Source organism: Nitrosomonas limosa (genome assembly GCF_054188085.1).
Map to the genome: position 1 here is coordinate 2,443,780 of NZ_CM135180.1, position 19,682 is coordinate 2,463,461.

Genomic DNA, 19,682 nt, shown 5'->3' on the forward strand with positions numbered 1-19,682 from the left:
CTTAAAATTTGTGATTATAATGCGGAAGGACAACGCGTTCATTGTACGTTGGACGAATATTCAACTGTCAACAATCTGGGAGGGTGAAAATGTTATCCGTAGACAAGCTGAAACCGCATGTTCCCGATGCCGTACTGGTTCAAATTCCCGATTGCGCCGCCAAATTCGCTATCGATTCACCGCTGCGTCTGGCACATTTTCTCGCGCAGTGCGCGCACGAAAGCGCGGAATTCAAGGCCCTGGAAGAAAATCTGAATTATTCCGCGGATGGGTTGAAAAAGGTGTTTCCCAAATATTTTCCCGATGATCTGGCGAATGGGTACGCCCGTCAACCGGAAAAGATCGCCTCGCGGGTGTATGCCAATCGCATGGGTAACGGCGACGAAGCCAGCAAGGAAGGTTATAAATACCGTGGCCGGGGTTATATCCAGCTCACCGGTAAAGACAATTACAGCGCGTTTTCCAAAGCGATCGGCGATGATGTGATAGCCAATCCGGATTGGATCAAAACCAAATACCCATTGTTGTCTGCCGCATGGTTCTGGAGCACCAAAGCACTCAATGAATTGGCCGATCAAGGCGCGAGCGACGATGTTGTGACAAAAATTACCAAGAAAGTGAATGGCGGGACGCTGGGATTGGATGACCGGATCAGTCATTTCAAAAAATATTATGCATTGTTGACGTGAGAGCGATCACTTATCTCGGCGGTTTGATCGGTTTGATCGTGACACCATTTGGCGCAGCGGAGACACTCTGCAAGCAACAGGAACAAGTCATTTTTTCTTGCTCGCTGGGTAAGAAAACGGTTTCGGTCTGTGCTTCGAACGATTTATCCGCAAACAGCGGCTATTTGCAATATCGATTCGGACAAAAAAGCAAAATTGAGTTAAACCTGCCGGCAGCGCCGCAATCAACATCCAACGCTCAATTCGTACAAGCCCGGACTTTGATGTTTTCCGGCGGCGGTGGCGGCTACCTGCGATTTATCAGCGGACCATACCACTACATTGTTTATACTGCGATCGGCAAGGGCTGGGGACCGAAAGACGGGGTTGCGGTGGAAAAGAACGGACGATTGATCACGAATCACGAATGCCGGGATATTCCGGTGTCAAAATTCAGTGAAACGTTTTTTTCTGAGGCTGGCTTGTTGATCGATCAACGTGAATTTAACATTCCGGGAATCGATTGATAACCGTTTGCGGATTCGGGCGCTACCGGTTGAAGAAATTCGAAGGATTGCTGGCTGACGGTTTTGATGAAATCCGTGAGCGGCATCGGTTTGCCAATCAAATATCCTTGGATCACATCGCATCCAAGTACCGCCAACCGTCTGAAGGTATCGAGGTCTTCCACGCCTTCCGCAACGACGGTTAAATTCAATTGATGCGCTAGGTTAATAATGGAGTCGACAATTCTCTCGTGCTTCGGGTGTTTTGTCATTTCCCTCACGAAAATCATATCAATTTTGACCTCGTCCAATGGCAGCTCCAGCATGCGCGACATTGACGAATAACCGGTACCGAAATCATCCATGGAGAGTTTCAATCCCATGTCTTTCAGATGGTTGAGTGTGTCAAGAATATTCCGGTTGGTTTCCATTACAGCGGTTTCTGTAACTTCAACGGTAATACGGTCGGGAGGAACGTTCCAGATTTCCAGTGCTTGCGCAGTCAAATCGATGATGTCCGGTTCGCGCAAATCGTCAGCGGAAAAATTGATAGATACTCCCGCATCAATCCCTGCTGTGCGGAACGCAGAACATTCGCGTAATGCGGTATGTAAAACCCATTGCGTAAGTTTGGGCATCAGTATCGTGCCTTCCGCGACCTGAATCAACTTATCGGTTCTAATAGGTCCATGCTGTGGATGTGTCCAGCGCAACAGTGCTTCCGTCGATTCAATTTTGCCGCTGGCAGTGTTGAATTGCGGTTGGAATTGTAAATGCAGCGCATTTGTTTCGATTGCTTCGTTCAAGTCAGACCAAAGGTGGAGTTGGGTCAGATAGGCATCTTCCGGGTTCTCCACAAAAAGCTTAATCTGATCTTTCTCTTGCAGCGCTTGCTGTATGGCGAGGCTTGCGTTGCGCATCATCAGATCAATCGTGCTATTTTTCTCGCTACCGTACGCAATTCCGATGCAGGGATTCAACAGTATGTTGTGCGCTCCAAGAGTAAACGGCACGGTCAGAATTCTAGTAATCTTATGAGCAGCTAAAAGGGCATGGGCATTCGCGAGTAAATTAACCAAAAGGCAACTGACTTGATGACGTCCAGTAATACCGATCAGATCGCCGGGATTAAGCGCGTCTGCCAGTTGCTTGGAAATAGTCTGTATGATTTGATCGACTGCGGCATAACCCAGTATGCCGTCGAGTTCAGCAAGTCGTCCTAGATTTACGGTCAAAACAGCATGATTTCCGCAGGCACTGCGGTTATCCGATAACTTGCGCTCTGCAGCTTGGAAAAAATTTGAGTAACTTAAAACCGGCATAGTGGAAGGTGCTACAGATAGAATCTCTTCGGATCGATCCCGTAAGCGCCCTGGGGTAAGTCATTGATGATTTTATAGGGAACTCCGGCCGGACTGAGGTCGAATTTTTTTAGATCGATAGTAGCGGGATTATCGTAAGGTTTTTTCTTTGCATCACAAATGATCATAATGCGCGGCAAGAACCGTTGAGTCCGATTCTGCGAGAGTACAATCGCAACTTCTCCGGTGTTGAGCTCGACCAAGCAGCCAACCGGAAAGATACTGATGCAATGGGCGAATTGTTCCACCAATGCAAAATTGAGACCATTCTGGGCATTCCCTTTTAATTCCTTGATCGCCTCGAATGGCCGCAATCCAGGCATTCCAGGCTGGCCCCAGATCAATTCTTCATAGCTATCAACGACTGCCGCCATACGGCCGTAGGGGTGGATTTGATTGGCATATAAACTCAGCGGATAGCCATTACCATTCTCGCGTTCATGATGTTGAGTAACGATCTTGATGACATCATCGGTGACATTGCATAAACGAGTGACGATTTCCTGACTGTAGGCAATATGCTGTTTCATCAATTTTCGTTCCTCGGGTTTGAGATACATGCTCCTTTTAACCTGTATTTCTTTAGGCAGGCGTTGCTTGCCAATATCCATCAGCAATCCACCCAATCCAAGTACCGATAGTTCCCGGCGCGGAAGGCCCAAGTGCCTGCCGAATGCGAGCATGTGTACCGAAGTTTTGACTGCGCTGTCGTATAGTTCCTTTCCGGTTGATTTTAGCTGAGCCAGCAGCAGTGCTGCATCCGGGTTGCGTATAACACTTTCGCATAAGGTATCCACGACTTCATGTGCAGCGTGTATATCAAATTTAATGTCGCGTTCGATATTGTTTGTAATATCGTCCAGCAAGCTGAGTGTGAAATTGTAAGCTTTTGTGGCAGCAGGTATTTCCTGTTCGGCAGTACGGAAGTCCTCGTATGTTTTTACGCGTTGCAGCAGTGGATCCAGTTGAAGCTGTTTCTGGCTATTATTCGGGTGTGAGGGAACCCGATTCGCTGCGGATGCTGCGATGTTAGAAACGGCGAAAGGTAAATGTTTCTGTACCACGAAAGGCTCGCTAAGTTCAACGTCGACAAAAACAAACTGGCAAATATTTTTTAATGCTTGAATATCTTTTTCTGTCCGCATCAGCACCCCTTGCAGTGGAAATGGTGTGTCTAGCCATGGACGATCCAGTTTGCTGACATACATACCCACTTTTAAATCCAGAATGGGGATTTCTATACTTGAGCTGCTGATCATTATGGACAATTGAAAAAGTTAGAATGATTAAATTTCAAAAAAACAGTTGTTTCTCAGATGAATCCAACGAACTGTAAAAGCGAAGAGTTCTATTAAATACGACGCGCTGAGAGGAACCTTAAAATATTTTTATCGAACGGGGTTTATAAAGAACTCGCGCATCAAAAAATCCTCCAACGCAGCGGTATCTTTTTCTCGCGCCGATAGCACAACCACGCGATGCAAACGGTGCGATTCCCAGTTGAAATCTTCTTTGTAATACTCCCGGATCAATTGGATCATGCGGCGGATGATAGCGCGCTCGATATCACCCTCCGGGCCAGCGGTGACTTGAATCATTTGTAAGCGCGGATTGCTCTGTCCCGTTGTCCAGGCGCGGAACGAAAATTCGGCAGTGCGGGGGCCTATGCGCATAATTTGAAATATTCCGCTGGTGCCAGGATTCTGCAAATTACGCCGGATATTGGCCATGCGGATTTCATCTGCGGAAGGCTGTTTTGCGGCGCTACTAGGAGCCGCTGTTTCCGGGTTATCGAAAACTCCTGCTGCTTGACGGCGGGCCTTAATATATTCGGATAAGTCGGTTGGTGCATCGGTGGGTGGTTGCGCTGAAGGTGCAGATTTCGTAACTTCTTTTGCCGGTATGGGTGTCTTGAGTTTAGGTTGCTCGGCGGCTTTCGGTTTGGTTTGCGGTCGCGATGACGGCGCTGGAGCCGGCCGGGGTAGCGTTTTTGGGGCTGGTTTCGGTTCCTCTACAGTTTTCGGTTTTTCCGGTTGCGGCGGGGGCGGGCTGGGTGCAGCAGCGGGCATGGAGCTGTTAGCGTTTTCATCTTCGTGCAGGTCGATGAAACTCGCCGCGATAGGCGGTGGTGTCTCAATTTCAACTTCCGGCATTGATAAAAAAACCCCCAAAGCCCAGACGATCAGCAGCCAAATGAGCGCGGCTAGCGGCAATGGCCACCATAGGCGAACTTCTCTCGATCGTGAACTTGCCATGTATTTGCGCTATTTGTGTCTTACGGCGATCAAGAAATGCTGTGCGCCGGCAGTACGGGCACGCAGCATGGCTTGTACCACGATTCCTTGTGGAGCCTCAGTATCTGCGGATACGATCAATTTTTGCTTGGAGTCCGCAAGCAGTGGTTTTAGAGTGCTAGCCAGCGTATCGAGCGTGACGGCCGTTTGATTAATGTAGATTTTGCTGTCTTTGGTCAATGTCAGCGTGACCGGTTTTTCCGCACTCAGCTTTTCCGCTTGTCCTTCAGGCAGATCGACTTGCAACGAGTCCAAGTTTTGCATCGATAACGAAGCCAGCATGAATGTCGCCAGCAAGAAAAACATCACGTCGATCATCGGGATGATCTCGATTTTGCCTTTCTGGATTGATCGGGATTTACGCAGTTTCATCGAGATTACCCTGTTGATCCAGACGGATGTTGTCAATCAACCGAGTGCCTAGGCGCTCCATTTCATCCATGGTCAGCGACTGCAAACGGGAGAAATAATTGAAACCAAATAATGCAACCAGCGCAATGGCCAGTCCAACGACGGTAGCGATCAAAGCTTCTGCAACGCCGCCCGTAACAGCAGTCGGATTCACCAAGCCTTCACTGCCGATTACCTGGAATGCGCGCATCATGCCGATCACGGTTCCGACCAGACCCAGTAACGGTGCAGCAGTGACAATGGTTTCCAAGGCCCAGAGCCGGCGCGCCAGCGCTTCTTCAATGATTTGAGCTTCATCGGCGGCGCGTGATTCCGTCCACCAGGCAGGTTGATGGCGATTGGAAATGACAACTTCAAAAAAACGTTTGTAATAGTGACGGCTGTCCAGCCCGGAAAGAATTTTTTCCAGATCGTTCCATTTGAAGCCATAGGTTTCGACCAGATTAAGCAAATCGCTAGAAAGCCGCGCATACCGCCAATAGATAAATGCCTTTTCGAGCATAATCGCGACTGCGACTACACCCAATAAAACCAGCGGGATGATGATGATCCCGCCAAGTTTCAACATTATCCAGGCCTGATTTAATTCTTCCATCATATTCAACTCCAGATTAAGACTATCCATGATTTTTGTAGTTACCAGTACCTTTGAGAATTCATAAGAAGAGCACCGCAAACCAGATGCAACGCAGTATTTTCCATAAAAATTGTCGTGTCAGAAATTTTCAAATCCATAACAGATCTATGACCGTGATAATTCGAGAGAATTTTGCGAATTAAGTGATCGGTTTGACCTGCCTGATTGGATGATAAGAATAGTGGAAAAACGCCTGCAGTTAAAACTATTTAATGGCAAAATGGTTCACTATTATTGCATTGTTGCAGAAAGGCACGAAGCGTGCATGAATGACTGCGTACTTGGGAGTACAAACGGATGAAGAAGCTAAAAAACTGGATTTTAATCGTAAAAATATGAGAAATTGCTTATCTATGTTGTTGCTGCTGTTGATCGCCAACCCTGTCTATGCGAAATGGATCAAATTGGATATTTCAGCAGAAAACAACGAGTCGCATTTTTTTGATCCGGACTCGATTCATAAGGATGGGGTAATGCGCAAAATATGGGTGTTATCCAGTTACGAAGAAATACAAAAAGGCGGTTTCCGTGCGGTTAAAACTCAGTATGAGTTTGATTGTGAACATCACCAAGCACGCTCGATCACACTGCTGCTTTATCCCGATCGGGACGCCACAGGTGATGTAATCGGTGCACATCGCACCGAGTCCTCTAAATGGTTCGGCTTTTCTGCCAACTCGATGTTCCGGCAAATCGAGGAGACAGTTTGTATTGATTGATTTGGTGTGCTAGCCGAAAAGTGATCGACTATTCTGAGGTGTTATGGAATTGGCCGGTTATTGGTGAATTCGTCAATCAGGACTTGTATACGCGAGTGGTGGCTGCCTTGCCAGTATATCTGCCCGCAATTTGGGCAAGTTAAAAAGTTGCTGTAGTATTTTTTTGTGAGGGGCTGCAAGCGGTGTTCTATTTGTTGTTTGTGGATTTTCGCTAAATTGCCGTTGCAATGCGTGCAGCGTGTCAAAGGTTTGATCGTCGAGTACAAATCAAATTTTTTTAAAACTTCGTGAATCTGTATTTTGGGGTTATCCGCTCTTACAAAATAACCAAAGGTAATAATTCTGCGTTGCAAAAGTGATCGATCCCGGGTTAGCAGCATCCGTTCCTGATCATGCGAAATTTCAGCGATGCTTTTGTCGTCATAATCGTTCCGATAGAGACAGTCAAAACCAAGCAACCGTAAATAACGCGCCAGTTTTCCGAGATTGGTATCGACCACAAATGTCAGCGGCTGCGGTATTTCCGGACGAAGGCGCAACCGTGTTGATGGCGGGCAGTTTTCGAGAGTTGGATAAACTTGAATATGATCGGTATCTTGCACAAGATAGTCAAAATCAACTGCATGGCCATTGACCAGAATCAGTGCAACTTCGGTATGCGGCACGTTAAACGATTCGATCATATCCTTTATCGATGCTCTGCGAAAAAAACGGTGATTGATTTCTTGGTCACGGATTGCCGGTGCGATGAAATCATTGAGCGTTTGATAAAAATGTATTCCGATCTGGGCCATCGAATACGAAGTCTATGAAAAAGCGTAGTCAAAGATGGAGTATTTAAATCCGAGATTGCGTTAATTTGATTCAGATCAAAGTTTCAACCTGTCTTACCCGGTACTCTTCCCACTGTCGTAACAAAAAATTGAATTATTAACATACAGACAGAAGGTTTCTAAATGAAAATCACACATTTATTGGCAATTTCAGCAGTTTTGATTTTAGTTGCGTGCGGTGGCAAACCAACAGCTCCCGAATCTCCAGATCCTGAGGCTTATGGCAAGACCATCCAACCTTTCCATCAAATTCCTTCAGGGGATCAGGAAGGCGGCGGAAAAGCTCGCTCAACTGAAGAGAAATCCAACTACTAATCGTTGGTGGGGGGCAATTAGTGTTCCTTGGATAAATTGCAAACAATTTTTTCCAGGGAACACTAATTTTTTATTGTTACCAGTAGTTTGATATCTGCTCGAAAAAACAGTACTTCAATTCCTGCTGCCTGAAAAACATTATTGTGTAGTCCAGGACAACTGATACGCTTCCGGAAACGGGCCGGCCTTATAATCAATTTTCCCTTTCGCTTCGATGTTTTTCTGTAACAATACTTGGCGAACCATTTCGGGAATCATCACCATACCGACATAACGTCCCAGGCATTCGTGGTTTCCGAATCCAAAGTGGAAATAGTTGTACCAATTACGCTGCGGGATGAATTCATCCGGGGACTCAAACGCACGCTCGTCGAACATCGCCGACAATGTCACCGGCAGCACATAGGTTCCGGTACGCAGAACGGTTTCATAATTGGTTCCCTTTGCCGCAGTATAGTCGCTCGCGGTCGTGCGGAATAAATAAGGAGTGATCGGTGAGAACCGTAACGCTTCCCAAACGATACCATCGAATTCCGTGGTATCTTCTTTTTGTGCAGCTGCTTTTGCGGATTCGAGCCATTGCGGGTGCTGAAACAGATACTGCAATACCTGCGCAACAGCTTGCGAAGTGGTTTCAATTGCACCGATCAGCAGGCCGCCAGCATTCACGCCCAAACGCTTGATGTCAAAATCCAGTTCCTTGGCAAAGCTGGTTCGTAACATTCTGGTCACGATATCGTCCCGCAATCGGATGATGGTCGAGAAAGTAAGTTTTTCAGCTTTGACTGCGAGAAAACGTTTTGCAATCAGCATAGTGATGTACTCACCCAGCTTCTTGGAGGTTTCATTATGGCGATCGATGATACGCTGCGACAATTCCGGAGGCACCAAGTCAAATGGATGATTGTGAAAGGTATCGTATTGATTCCAGTAGGACCATTCGATCAGGTCTTCCCGGTTAGCGCCGGTCAGTCCGAAGTAGTCTTGGACGAGTGTGGCTGGAACCATGCGGCAGAAGCTGTTCACGATCTCGATCTGGCCGTTGGCTTTGGTAAGAATGCCGCGAGCGATATCCGCAACCATGTTGCGCACTTTCGGTAAGTCATCGCGATTGAGCATAAATTGCATGAGTGACTTTTCCCGCGTATGCAATGCATCGTCATCATGCGCCATTAAATAATTATCCATTTTTGGAACATAAGGTTTGACGGTAAAAACCTTATACATTTTCAGGATCTCCCTGACATCGTCAAACCGGGTGACCAGCGTGCAATCCGGTGTTACCAAAATGGGGCGTTTTTCACGCAATTCTTTGAAGAAAGGCAACGGTTCGGTATCTATCCATCGGCGCACCAACGGAAATTTCTCTGTATCAGGGACTGCATCGTACTGCTCAAGATAATTGGTACTCATTTGTATCGCTCCCTATTCGTTGATAAATAAGCTCAGATTACAAAGTCTTCAAATATTCCAGCAAATCCAACCGCTCTTCCTTAGTGAGCGGTTTCAAGATCTTTCCGTTGAGTTGCGCCGTTTTGCCGGTGGTATATTCGTGACCCGCGTTACTATTGCCTTTTAAACTGGTGTCGAAAGTAGAACCTGCGTATCCGCTGCTTTTAAAGCCTACTTTACCGGGATCGAATTCTCTCGAACCTACTTCAAATCGATCCGGGCGATATTCTCCATCTTCCGGATCGCCATCACTTTTTTTCGGTAACAGCAGATCGTACAAGGTAGGCACGGAACCGTTGTGTAGATAAGGCGCCGTTGCCCAGATGCCATTGAGCGATCGTGCCTTATAGGCATTTAAAGATGCCAGCGGCTTTGCAGTGGTATCTGGATCGTAATTGCCATGCTTGATCGATGGTTTGATTTCATTGTGAAAAAATGCCTTGGCGATATCGGTGATCCAATCCCCCCAACGCTGGAAGAACAATTTATCGGGATCCGGTGTGGCGACCACATTCAACGTTGCTTTGGTCAGTAAAGCAGCAACTGGTGCTTTTTGATCCAATAGAATACTGCCTACACCGACATCGACATATTGATTACGCAATATGCCCGAGTATCCGGTTCGGTTGAAACTGTTCTCAGCCATGACCGGATCGGTACCGACATCACTAACTCTCGACATGCTGGCAATTACCCGGCGATCCGAATCATCGCGTACGATATTGGCGTGGCAGCTCGCGCAGTATTGGTTGAACAACGATTGGCCGCGGGAAGCACGCTGCCGGTCTATGGCGCCGAGAATATCTTCCGGCCATTTGGGTGATTGCAGTTTCTGCAAGTGCGATTCAATCTTACGCAGATTGTGGACGTTCACTGAAGAATCGAAGCTGATCTTGGTGCTGGTATTTTGTCCGCCGATCAAGGTGGAAATCGTCATTCCTTTTTCTTCATTCCAATCCAATGTGCCGAACACACCGATTACCTCACCGGTATTCCGTCCTACCGGGCCAAGTCCGGCATTGGCTGCCAAGCCGTTCCATTGTACGTAATCGTGTTGCGGAATATCCCATAAGAACGGATAGCTGACGGGTGCATCGGCAGGGTTATAGATTGCTTTCCGTAATCTTCCCAACTGCCATTTTGTGAGATTCTGGGTCAAGCGTTCCACCATCCGGTCGCGTTGATCGCCGGTAGGAATCTTATCCAGATCGGCCATGATTTGATCGAGCTCTTCGTCGCTCATGCCTTTGTCGCGCATGATCTTGCGGTCGCGCAATAAATCCCTGAGTTCTCTTTCGTTGATGAGATGCTCAAGAACCCGGTTGTAAATGCGCCCAAATGCATCCAACCGGGCATAACCATAAGGGGTTGGGCTGCGGTTGATGATGGTGTAGTTGGTGAGACGCTGTTCGTATTTCGCCAGATCACCGAGCACTTCGGTCTCGGACTTGTAATTGCCGCGCGCCAGTACATTTTTGACAAACCGGGCTTTTGCTTCTTCATTCTCTCGTACGTATTTCAGTGCTTTTGAGAGACCGATCATGATTTCTTCCATATCGGCGCTGGCCGGGCCGCCATCTATCCGGATACCGACACCGTTGTAGTTTACTTGGCCGGTATGGCACGCTGCGCAGGTAAGACCAATATACTGCTGACCTTTATAGTCGTCTTTGACCCAACCGACTGGCAATGCATCCGGATTGTAGGAAGTGGCTTTTTGCGGCAGGTAGCGATAGGCATTCATGTTCTCGTTGGAACGGAACAACTCGGATTCCCCTGGTTTTTCCAGTACCATGAAAAAATCATAAGGCATCAGGTTGGAACCTTGCGTTGTGGTATAAAACCATAAGCTGTCAGTAATATCCCAGCCTTGATCCAGATATTTGACAGTTGTATAACTGTCACCGAATGGATCTTGTTGGACCGTGGTTGCGCCGCGATCAGGATCTGTTTCCGGAATAAGTGTGCAGGAAGATATTCCGAATAAAAGAAACAAAACTGAAATAAAAGATAGAAACCGCTGATATGATGACACAAATGATTGTTCCACGTTGATTCCCCTTTTAACTAGAATTTGTTGAACTGGTATGGCAGGAACCTGAAATAGAGGCATGACAGTGAAGAAGTTTTGTCTGAGACTATTTTCCAGCTCCAATCATTACTTGATTCCGGATTATCGATCCACGAGCCCCGCCTGTTGCTTCTAACCTTGATGAAATGTATTAAACCTTATAAGCAGCATCAGCCTTGGATTATATTCAGAAATTGCTGCAGATGACAGTAAAACTCGCATGTGCTGTGAAATAGATCACTCGCCGTTCAAAAAATGACAATTCGAATAGGATTGCTGGCATAAAATTTTGAATGGTTGAATAATAGCAGCGAGCTTTGTTTAACACTTGATATTCAGATAGAAACCATTTATTACCATGAGAAAAATTATTCCCGCGATATTGTCTGGCATGCTGGCTGTCCTATTGATAGCTTGTGCGACAACATCACCACCGGTATCTGACGATGATGGCAGGATTCATGTCACGATTCTGCATTTTAACGATATTTATGAAATTACACCGGTCAGCGGCGGTAGAGAAGGCGGTATCGCGCGAGTCGCTTCCTTGCGTCAGCAATTACAGGCGCGCAATCCCAATACGATTACAACACTGGGAGGCGATCTGTTTAGTCCATCGGCAATTGGCACAGCACAGTATGATGGCGACCAGTTGGCTGGGCGCCAGATGGTTGATGTATTGAATCACTTTGCGCTCGACTACGCCACCTTCGGCAATCATGAATTCGATCTCAAGGAACATCAATTCAATCAGCGCTTGCAAGAAACCAAATTTACCTGGGTTTCAAGCAATGTGCTTGCTGTTGATGGCAGACCGTTTGCAGGTGTGAAACAACACCTGGTGATTCCAGTCGTGGATAAAAAAAGCGGAAAAACCTTCAGGGTTGGTATGTTCGGGCTGACACTGTCAGCCAATCAGCCGGGTTACGTCCGATATTCCGATCCGTTGGCAGCGGCAAGCGAACAGATTGGGCAACTGAGCGGTCAAGTGGATTTTATTATTGCGCTGACGCACCAGGCCATCGATGACGATATTGAATTGCTGGAGAAATATCCACAAATCGGATTACTGCTCGGTGGGCATGAACACGTCAATTACCAGAACTGGCGCGGTAATTTCACACCGTTGCTGAAGGGGGATGCCAACGTCCGTTCCGTTTATGTCGTTGATCTTTACTTTGATCCGCAAACCGGTAAAACCGAAGTCAAACCCATGTTCGTTCCGATCAACGACAGCTTGAAGGAAGATGCTGCTGTCAAAGCGGTGGTCAATAAATGGATGGCTATCGCTTTTGATGCATTCCGGAAACAAGGATTTGAACCCGAAGCGGTAATCATAACTACCACGGAAGCATTGGACGGACTGGAATCCAACGTGCGCACGCGTAAAACCAACTTGACCGAATTGATTGCAAAAAGCCTGCTGCGACCGTATCCGGAAGCTGAACTTTCACTCTATAACAGCGGCTCGATCCGTATCGATGATGTGCTGCCCCCTGGGCAGATCACTGTGTACGATATCATTCGTGTGCTGCCGTTCGGTGGTAAAGTCCAATTGGCCGCGATAAAAGGCGAATTATTGCTAAAAGTTTTGAATCAAGGCATCACCAATACCGGCTCCGGCGGCTTTTTGCAGTCCGCCAACGCCCGGCAAGTGAATGGTGTCTGGCAAATTAACGGTACCGCAATCGATCCGAAGAAAACTTACCAACTAGCGATTAACGATTTTCTCGCTTCCGGGAGAGAACGTGGCTTAGATTACCTGAAACCAGGAAAACCCGATTTTGTAATTATGAATGCCGGGGACAACACTGACATCCGCCAGCAGGTGATTGAACAACTTAAAAATAGATAGGATTTTTTTCTGAAATCCTTTTATTCAACTGTCACCGCTTTGGCCAAATTTCTGGGCTTATCGACATCCGTGCCTTTTACGAGGGCGACATGATAAGCCAGTAATTGCAACGGAATGGTATGCAGAATTGGACTCAACAACCCGGCGTATTCGGTCAAGCGGATCACATGGAGATGATCGCTGGGTGTAATTTGTGAATCCGCATCCGCGAACACGTAAAGCTCGCCGCCACGAGCTTGCACTTCTTGCAGGTTCGACTTGAGCTTACCTAGTAGTTGATCATTAGGAGCAATGGCGACAACCGGCATTTCATTGTCGACCAATGCAAGCGGTCCGTGTTTGAGTTCGCCTGCAGCGTAAGCCTCTGCATGAATATAAGAGATTTCCTTAAGTTTGAGCGCGCCTTCCATTGCAATCGGATAGTGCACGCCGCGACCCAGAAAAAGTGCATGACGTTTCTGCGCAAAGCTTTGCGCCCAAAGCTTGACTTCCGGCTCCACTTTTAGCGCTTGTTGCAGTGCTTTGGGTAAATGGCGCATGGTCATTATCAATTGGTTTTCTTCGGCAGCCGATAGTTTATGCCGCATTTTGGCTAAGGTAACGGTAAGCAACAAGAGGGAAGCAAGTTGGGTTGTGAATGCTTTGGTTGAAGCTACGCCAATTTCCGGACCCGCACGGGTTAGGAAACGTAAATCGGCCTGGCGGATCAATGCGCTTTCCGGCACATTGCATATTGCCAGGCTGTAAGTGTGACCGAGCTTTTTCGAATAATCGAGCGCCGCCAGCGTATCGGCGGTTTCGCCGGATTGCGAGATAGCGACAACCAGCGTTGATGGATCCGCAGCGGGACTGCGGTAGCGGTACTCGCTGGCGATTTCAACGGTGCAAGGCATGCCTGCGACTGTTTCCAGCCAATATCGAGCGACTAATCCGGCGTGGTAGCTGGTGCCGCATGCCAGAATCAGAATCTGCTTGGTGTTGGTAAATACGGCTTCTGCCTCGCTTCCGAATAAATTGGGGGTGATCGACTGGGTATTCGATAGCATTTCCAAGGTATTGGCGACCGCAGCGGGTTGCTCGAAGATTTCCTTCTGCATATAGTGCGCGTACGAACCTAAATCGATTTCATCATTGGATAAATGTGATTCGTGTACCGCTCGTTTCACTGGCTCACCCAATTGATTTTTCAAGCAATTAACGATATGAAAGCTGTGATTGTTAATTTCCGCAATATCGCCTTCTTCAAGATAGATTACATCGCGTGTTACTTGCAGTAGTGCCGAGACATCCGACGCCACGTAGTTGCCATCTTTGCCTATTCCTAATATCAGCGGTGCGCCATGGCGGGCGACGACAATTCGCTCCGGGTGCGCTTCTTCCATGACTGCAATGGCGAAAGCACCTTGTAGTTCAGCGACTGCTAAACAAACTGCTCTGAATAGATCGGGCGATTCCATGAGTTTTAAGGCGATTAAGTGAGCAATCACTTCGGTGTCGGTTTCCGATAAAAAACGGTAACCATGATCCTTAAGACTGGATCGGATAGCTTCGTGGTTTTCGATGATACCGTTGTGAACCACAGCGATGCGTGAATCTTCCCCGGAAAAGTGCGGGTGTGCGTTGCGTTCGGAAGGCTCGCCATGAGTTGCCCAGCGGGTATGCGCAATACCTGCAAATCCATGAGCTTTTTGTTGCTCTACTAATTTGCCGAGTTCATTGACGCGTCCCGCCGTGCGTAATCGTTTTAGGCCGTAATCGGTAAAAACTAGTCCGGCGGAATCGTAGCCTCGATATTCAAGCCTTTGCAATCCTTCTAGTAGAACGGGGACAACATTTGCTTTTGCGATTGCACCAATAATTCCACACATATACGAATTTTCTCCTTTGTTCGATCAAGAAATATAATAATAATTATATTTCAATATGTTGTTTAATCCTCCGATCTGAGCGGTGTGTGTCATTCGGGATTACTGAAAAAGTAGAGGGAATTTAATAAATTGAAAGAAATCTCACATACGTTTTGGGTAGCAAGGGAATAAGTTCGGAAATGCACTGGAACTCTATCATTTACTCTCGGTATTTAAAACAATTAGTACGAGCATCAATACTCTGTAATTTCAAGTTATAAATTTTGGCAAATTGGGTGAACTGCGAGTAGAAGTGAAGCAATTCATAGGATTTCAATTTAATTTACCAAATTGGCATTGGAACGATTGGATCAATATTCAAGATTGGAAACAAAGTGATATTGAATGATTTGAAGGATTAAGCAGCTTCCTTGGTAATAAATACTGTACAAGATGAATATTGATAAAAAATGCAGATAGCGGGATTGCTAAATCTATGCTAAATCCTATTTTACCAAATCAACATCTGTATTTTATTCAGTATTTGTTCAGAGTTTTTTTCTTAACATGTTTAGCAAGAACATAGTAGTTTTTATTGATAGTCAAGTGGGTAGCAAAAAATAATCAATGAAAACTGAAATTATTGAAGGGTGCAATTTATTATGCAGAGGTTGACATGAAAAAGTTCAAGTTAACATGTTTGGCCGTCGTGCTTTGCGGGTTGTTTCTAACGAACAATTCAGTTGCAGATGGTGACGGCGGTGGGGGCGACGGTGGAGGCTTTGATGGTGGCGGATTCGATGGTGGAGACTTCGGCGGTGATTATGGCGGGGACTTCGGGGGTGAATATGGTGGCTATGAATCCGACTTTAATGGCGATTATGGTGATAATTACGACGCTGGGGGATATTCAGACTATCCTGATCAAAGTGGCTACGATCAAGGTGATGCTTTTTACCAGGAAAATGATTTTGGTCAGCCGGATGACTTCGGAATAGCCGAAGATCCGAGTCAATTTGGTGATCAACAACAAGCTGACACAATCAATCAAACAGACGATCTTTCTTCGGAAAGTAATTCAGCTCAAGGAGATGGTTCGCTATCGAATAGCATGGAATCTCCACAGGAACCGCTCGGAAAAGAATTGGCGGATCCAGCTACTGATGCTGCGGTAGCAAATGAATCGGTTGAGACTAGTGAGACAACTCCTACTTCAGAAGCCACCGGAACAGGCGATGTTGTATCGACTACTGAACAATCCGCTCAAGATGGAAGTACCGGTCAAACTCAAACTCAAACTTCGGACGGAACTGTGATTAACAATAATGTAAACGTTGATCAGAATACTGGGCATCATGATCATGATGGGCATGGTCATCATCATCACCATCATGATGGGTTTGGACTGGGATTCGGCCTGGGGCTAGGATTGGGTTTGGGGTTTGGGCCTTTTGGTTACTATAGCCCATTTGCGCCATTTGGCTATTATGGATTTGGCATGCCTTTTCCTGGATTCGGTTTTTATGGTGGTTGGCGCGGAGTTGGGGTATATAGCAACTATGTAGGTTTTGGTCCGAGTCGATATTTCGAACCTTACTATCCTTTAGGGGGTTACCCTGCATTGCTTGCCGCTTCCCCAGTAATTTCAGGGCCGTTAGTTACAACACCAGTGAGGGCGCCTACTTACGTACAGCGTAACGATAATTCAGGGCCTGCAGCAGCCCCGGTTCAGAAACAAGCCTATTGGTATTATTGCCGAAATCCAGAGGGATATTACCCTTATGTGAAACAATGCTCGGGAGAATGGATAAAAGTACCGCCTCGACCTTCCTGATATTATGAAAGTTTGTAACTTTATACGATGATTTGCAGTCATAAAAAACGGATAGGATTATAAATCGTTTTGTAAGGGGCGATCATGAGAACCAAGCGACTGTTAATTGCAAGTATTTTTGTTGTGGTAGTTCCATTCTTATCGGGGTGCTGGACGATTGCGGCAGCAGGGGCAGGCGCCTACGGTGGTTATAAAATGAAAGAAGAAGGCTATACCCTGCAGAACCCTGTTACTAAGGAGAAGGAAAAGAAATCATCCAAGTAAGAGTGAGCGCCTCGCGAGTCGAATATAAACTCGATGAAAATCTGCTCGTGCATGAGATTATGTCGCATTGCCGAGATCGCGTTTTGCTGCGGCAATGAATGACTTGAGGCAATGATCGGTGATCTCGTAGTCATGTTCCAGGTACGCGTGCCAAGATTCAATATGTTTTGTATCTCTGCTACGCCGCTCGTACTCTCCGATGATCTCTAGCGCCTGAGCCGAAAGGATAAAACCTCCAATGTCCGCAACGCGGCTGATCTCATCTTTAGCTTCCTTCGCCAGTTTGCGTAGTTCTTCGTCACGCTCATCGGGTAGGTCACGCGAGCTATGATTATTTCTGGTGTATGACAAGGGAGAAGGAAGCGGTGTAACCTGTTGTAGAGGATCTCGGCAGATCAATCAACAAAACGAGGAAAACACCGCATGACAGATAGTAATGTTTTTAATCTGAATAAACCAGAACAAAATGATCCGTTACAGGAAGTGCTGCGAGAAGGCGCGCGTAAGATGCTGGCCACCGCTATTGAAGCGGAAGTGGCTGTTTTTCTCAAGCAACATGGCGGTTTAAAAACTGACGAAGGAAAATCGGTAGTAGTCAGAAATGGTTATCTACCGGAGCGCTCGATTCAAACCGGTCTTGGTGATATTGGGATCAAAGTGCCGAAAGTACGCGATCGCAGCGGTTCCGGCATCAAATTTAACAGCAATCTGATTCCTCCCTACTTGAAACGAACGCGCAGTATTGAGGAATTTTTGCCCTGGTTGTATCTGAGAGGTGTTTCAACAGGAGATTTCACAGAGACGTTAAAGCACCTGCTGGGAGCAGATGCGCCCGGATTGTCGTCTGCAACGATTGGCCGTTTAAAGCAGAACTGGGAACAGGATTATCAAAACTGGATTCGCCGTGATCTGACTGGCAAACGGTATGTTTACGTCTGGGCTGATGGTATCTACAGTACGGTGAGAATGGATGACCGGTTATGTTTTCTGGTGATTATCGGCTCTGATGAAACGGGACGTGAAGAATTGCTGGCGTTGTCTGACGGTTATCGTGAGTCTGAAGCAAGCTGGACTGAAGTATTGATGGACTTGAAACAACGTGGCCTCAAAGACGCTCCCAGATTGGCTGTCGGTGACGGCGCATTGGGATTCTGGAAAGCTGTAGCTCAATGCTGGCCGGATACCGGTCAACAGCGCTGCTGGGTGCATAAAACCGTAAATGTAATGGAAAAGCTGCCCAAAGCCATGCAACCCAAGGTCAAGGAAGCATTGCATAACATCTGGCAGGCGGAAACACGGGAAAAGGCTTATAAAGCGTTTGATCACTGTGTTGAACGGTTCAGTCCGAAATATCCAAAAGCGATGGAATGCCTGGCAAAGGATAAAGATTCCATGCTGGCCTTCTATGATTATCCTGCAGAAAACTGGCAGCACATTAGAACAACCAATCCAGTCGAATCAGTTTTTGCAACTGTCCGACTGAGAACAGCCAGAACCAAAAACTGTGGAAGTCGGACAACAACCTTGACGATGGCGTTTAAACTGATGGAAACGGCGCAGAAGAAATGGTTCCGGCTGAGAGGCTATAAACTGTTAGCGGACGTTGTGCAGGGCATCAAGTTCGTTAACGGCGTTAAACAAAAAGGAGATCAAAAACAGCAAGCCGCTTGATTCTCCGTACACCAGATTTGACTATAGCTCGCATTTTGCAGTCGAGCGGAATGCAATTGCATTGGCGCAGAAACGGATGAAAGCGGTCTGGTTGTTTTTGCGATCTGCTGCGTTAGTTGGTGTTCGAAAATTAACTTATCGCTTTGAAAAGTCTAATTTTCTGCACATTACTTGTCTTGCATCTCATCTTGCTCGGCGAGTTGTTCAGCACTTTCTTAATTTTATAATGGGAGCTGGAATGAAAAGGAAACAGATAGTAAGCGCAATTGCTTGCATGATGATACTGCCGCTGTTATCAGGCTGCTGGACCTTGGTGGCAGCAGGTGCGGGCGCTTACGGCGGGTATAAAATGAAGGAACATGGCTATACTTTGCAAAACCCGATTACCAAGGAAAAGAAGTCGAAGAAATGAGGCTTCGAATGATAATGTCGGTTTAAACGATATTATTCGGGTTTTTCTGCGGGGTTTTCTTGGTCTTTTTTATTGCGAAAACTGTCATAAATCATAAGAGCAGCTCCGACAAAAATGGCTGAGTCGGCAATATTAAAAGCTGGCCAGTGATAACTGCCAATGTAGAAATCCAGAAAATCGACGACGTGTCCCAGTGTGATGCGATCGTATAAATTTCCAGATGCTCCTCCAAGAACCAGGCTTAATGAAAAGCAGAATAACTGCTCATGCTTGTATCTATTTAGAAAAAAAATGATCAGCAGAACCGCTGTTCCAGCAATACCACTTAGGAACCAACGTTGCCATCCTGATTGATCGCTCAGGAAACTGAATGCCGCACCTGGATTGTAGGTCAATACCAAGTTGAAGAAACTGGTAAGCGGGATTATCTGCCCGAATTCTAATGAGGACTCAACCCAGTATTTACTGGCAAGATCCAGGGTTAGAATGAACGCTGCAATACTTAAACTAATAGATAGCTTCATAGAAAAAT

20 protein-coding genes are annotated in these 19,682 nt (G+C 46.6%); 9 read left to right on the forward strand and 11 right to left on the reverse strand.

Features of this window, described 5'->3' with window-relative positions; genetic code table 11:
* Positions 1-89: 89 nt before the first annotated feature.
* Both ACV7NC_RS11300 and ACV7NC_RS11305 read left to right on the forward strand, forming a co-directional pair.
* Positions 90-689, forward strand: a complete 600-nt coding sequence (locus ACV7NC_RS11300; protein ID WP_458152674.1) for a glycoside hydrolase family 19 protein — start codon at positions 90-92, stop codon at positions 687-689.
* Positions 686-1,195, forward strand: coding sequence for a hypothetical protein (locus ACV7NC_RS11305; RefSeq protein ID WP_458152675.1), 510 nt, complete (start codon positions 686-688; stop codon positions 1,193-1,195). Before ACV7NC_RS11300 ends, ACV7NC_RS11305 begins: the two co-directional genes overlap by 4 nt.
* Here the strand turns inward: ACV7NC_RS11305 and ACV7NC_RS11310 are convergent.
* From ACV7NC_RS11310 to ACV7NC_RS11330, 5 genes are all read right to left on the reverse strand, one after another.
* Complete coding sequence (locus ACV7NC_RS11310) at positions 1,162-2,496, reverse strand: putative bifunctional diguanylate cyclase/phosphodiesterase (protein ID WP_458152676.1); 1,335 nt, start codon at positions 2,494-2,496, stop codon at positions 1,162-1,164. The genes ACV7NC_RS11305 and ACV7NC_RS11310 overlap by 34 nt on opposite strands.
* Positions 2,497-2,507: 11 nt before the next feature.
* Positions 2,508-3,794, reverse strand: coding sequence for an HD-GYP domain-containing protein (locus tag ACV7NC_RS11315; protein ID WP_458152677.1), 1,287 nt, complete (start codon positions 3,792-3,794; stop codon positions 2,508-2,510).
* A gap of 129 nt (positions 3,795-3,923) precedes the next feature.
* On the reverse strand, positions 3,924-4,790 hold the full coding sequence (locus tag ACV7NC_RS11320) for a hypothetical protein (protein ID WP_458152678.1): 867 nt from the start codon (positions 4,788-4,790) through the stop codon (positions 3,924-3,926).
* A 9-nt stretch (positions 4,791-4,799) separates the two neighbouring features.
* Entirely contained in the window at positions 4,800-5,201 is a 402-nt protein-coding gene (locus ACV7NC_RS11325; protein WP_458152679.1) for an ExbD/TolR family protein, read from the reverse strand.
* The gene (locus tag ACV7NC_RS11330) at positions 5,188-5,838 is read right to left on the reverse strand and encodes a MotA/TolQ/ExbB proton channel family protein (RefSeq protein ID WP_458152680.1); all 651 of its coding nucleotides are present in this window, start codon (positions 5,836-5,838) and stop codon (positions 5,188-5,190) included. Before ACV7NC_RS11330 ends, ACV7NC_RS11325 begins: the two co-directional genes overlap by 14 nt.
* A 308-nt stretch (positions 5,839-6,146) precedes the next feature.
* Here ACV7NC_RS11330 and ACV7NC_RS11335 point away from each other — a divergent pair, with 308 nt between their 5' ends.
* Positions 6,147-6,596: a surface-adhesin E family protein gene (locus ACV7NC_RS11335; protein ID WP_458152681.1), complete on the forward strand. Its 450-nt coding sequence runs from the start codon at positions 6,147-6,149 to the stop codon at positions 6,594-6,596.
* Between the two features lie 41 nt (positions 6,597-6,637).
* Here ACV7NC_RS11335 and ACV7NC_RS11340 read toward each other — a convergent pair whose 3' ends face one another.
* Positions 6,638-7,390, reverse strand: a complete 753-nt coding sequence (locus tag ACV7NC_RS11340) for a Mut7-C RNAse domain-containing protein (RefSeq protein WP_458152682.1) — start codon at positions 7,388-7,390, stop codon at positions 6,638-6,640.
* Positions 7,391-7,552: 162 nt separating this feature from the next.
* On the opposite strand from ACV7NC_RS11340, the gene ACV7NC_RS11345 reads away from it, so the two are divergent.
* Complete coding sequence (locus ACV7NC_RS11345; RefSeq protein WP_458152683.1) at positions 7,553-7,744, forward strand: hypothetical protein; 192 nt, start codon at positions 7,553-7,555, stop codon at positions 7,742-7,744.
* A gap of 138 nt (positions 7,745-7,882) precedes the next feature.
* Here the strand turns inward: ACV7NC_RS11345 and ACV7NC_RS11350 are convergent, their stop codons facing one another.
* Both ACV7NC_RS11350 and ACV7NC_RS11355 read right to left on the reverse strand, forming a co-directional pair.
* Positions 7,883-9,157: a cytochrome P450 gene (locus tag ACV7NC_RS11350; RefSeq protein WP_458152684.1), complete on the reverse strand. Its 1,275-nt coding sequence runs from the start codon at positions 9,155-9,157 to the stop codon at positions 7,883-7,885.
* 37 nt (positions 9,158-9,194) lie between these two features.
* Positions 9,195-11,246 carry a di-heme-cytochrome C peroxidase gene (locus ACV7NC_RS11355; RefSeq protein ID WP_458152685.1) on the reverse strand — a complete coding sequence of 684 codons (2,052 nt, stop codon included), beginning with the start codon at positions 11,244-11,246 and terminating at the stop codon, positions 9,195-9,197.
* Positions 11,247-11,625: 379 nt separating this feature from the next.
* Here ACV7NC_RS11355 and ACV7NC_RS11360 point away from each other — a divergent pair, with 379 nt between their 5' ends.
* Positions 11,626-13,122: a bifunctional metallophosphatase/5'-nucleotidase gene (locus tag ACV7NC_RS11360; RefSeq protein WP_458152686.1), complete on the forward strand. Its 1,497-nt coding sequence runs from the start codon at positions 11,626-11,628 to the stop codon at positions 13,120-13,122.
* A gap of 20 nt (positions 13,123-13,142) precedes the next feature.
* On the opposite strand, the gene glmS is transcribed toward ACV7NC_RS11360, so the two are convergent.
* Positions 13,143-14,990 carry a glutamine--fructose-6-phosphate transaminase (isomerizing) gene (gene glmS / locus ACV7NC_RS11365; protein ID WP_458152687.1) on the reverse strand — a complete coding sequence of 616 codons (1,848 nt, stop codon included), beginning with the start codon at positions 14,988-14,990 and terminating at the stop codon, positions 13,143-13,145.
* 655 nt (positions 14,991-15,645) lie between these two features.
* Between glmS and ACV7NC_RS11370 the strand changes: the two genes are divergently transcribed.
* Together ACV7NC_RS11370 and ACV7NC_RS11375 are read left to right on the forward strand one after the other, a co-directional pair.
* Complete coding sequence (locus ACV7NC_RS11370; RefSeq protein WP_458152688.1) at positions 15,646-16,803, forward strand: hypothetical protein; 1,158 nt, start codon at positions 15,646-15,648, stop codon at positions 16,801-16,803.
* A gap of 84 nt (positions 16,804-16,887) precedes the next feature.
* Positions 16,888-17,067: a hypothetical protein gene (locus ACV7NC_RS11375; protein WP_458152689.1), complete on the forward strand. Its 180-nt coding sequence runs from the start codon at positions 16,888-16,890 to the stop codon at positions 17,065-17,067.
* A gap of 57 nt (positions 17,068-17,124) precedes the next feature.
* Here ACV7NC_RS11375 and ACV7NC_RS11380 read toward each other — a convergent pair whose 3' ends face one another.
* Positions 17,125-17,418, reverse strand: a complete 294-nt coding sequence (locus ACV7NC_RS11380) for a hypothetical protein (protein ID WP_458152690.1) — start codon at positions 17,416-17,418, stop codon at positions 17,125-17,127.
* Positions 17,419-17,490: 72 nt separating this feature from the next.
* Here ACV7NC_RS11380 and ACV7NC_RS11385 point away from each other — a divergent pair, with 72 nt between their 5' ends.
* Both ACV7NC_RS11385 and ACV7NC_RS11390 read left to right on the forward strand, forming a co-directional pair.
* Positions 17,491-18,738, forward strand: a complete 1,248-nt coding sequence (locus ACV7NC_RS11385; protein WP_458151994.1) for an IS256 family transposase — start codon at positions 17,491-17,493, stop codon at positions 18,736-18,738.
* 76 nt (positions 18,739-18,814) lie between these two features.
* Positions 18,815-19,150: a hypothetical protein gene (locus ACV7NC_RS11390; RefSeq protein ID WP_458152691.1), complete on the forward strand. Its 336-nt coding sequence runs from the start codon at positions 18,815-18,817 to the stop codon at positions 19,148-19,150.
* 32 nt (positions 19,151-19,182) lie between these two features.
* Here the strand turns inward: ACV7NC_RS11390 and lspA are convergent, their stop codons facing one another.
* A complete protein-coding gene (lspA, locus tag ACV7NC_RS11395) occupies positions 19,183-19,674 on the reverse strand; it encodes a signal peptidase II (protein ID WP_458152693.1) in 492 nt (163 codons plus the stop codon).
* Positions 19,675-19,682 lie beyond the last annotated feature (8 nt).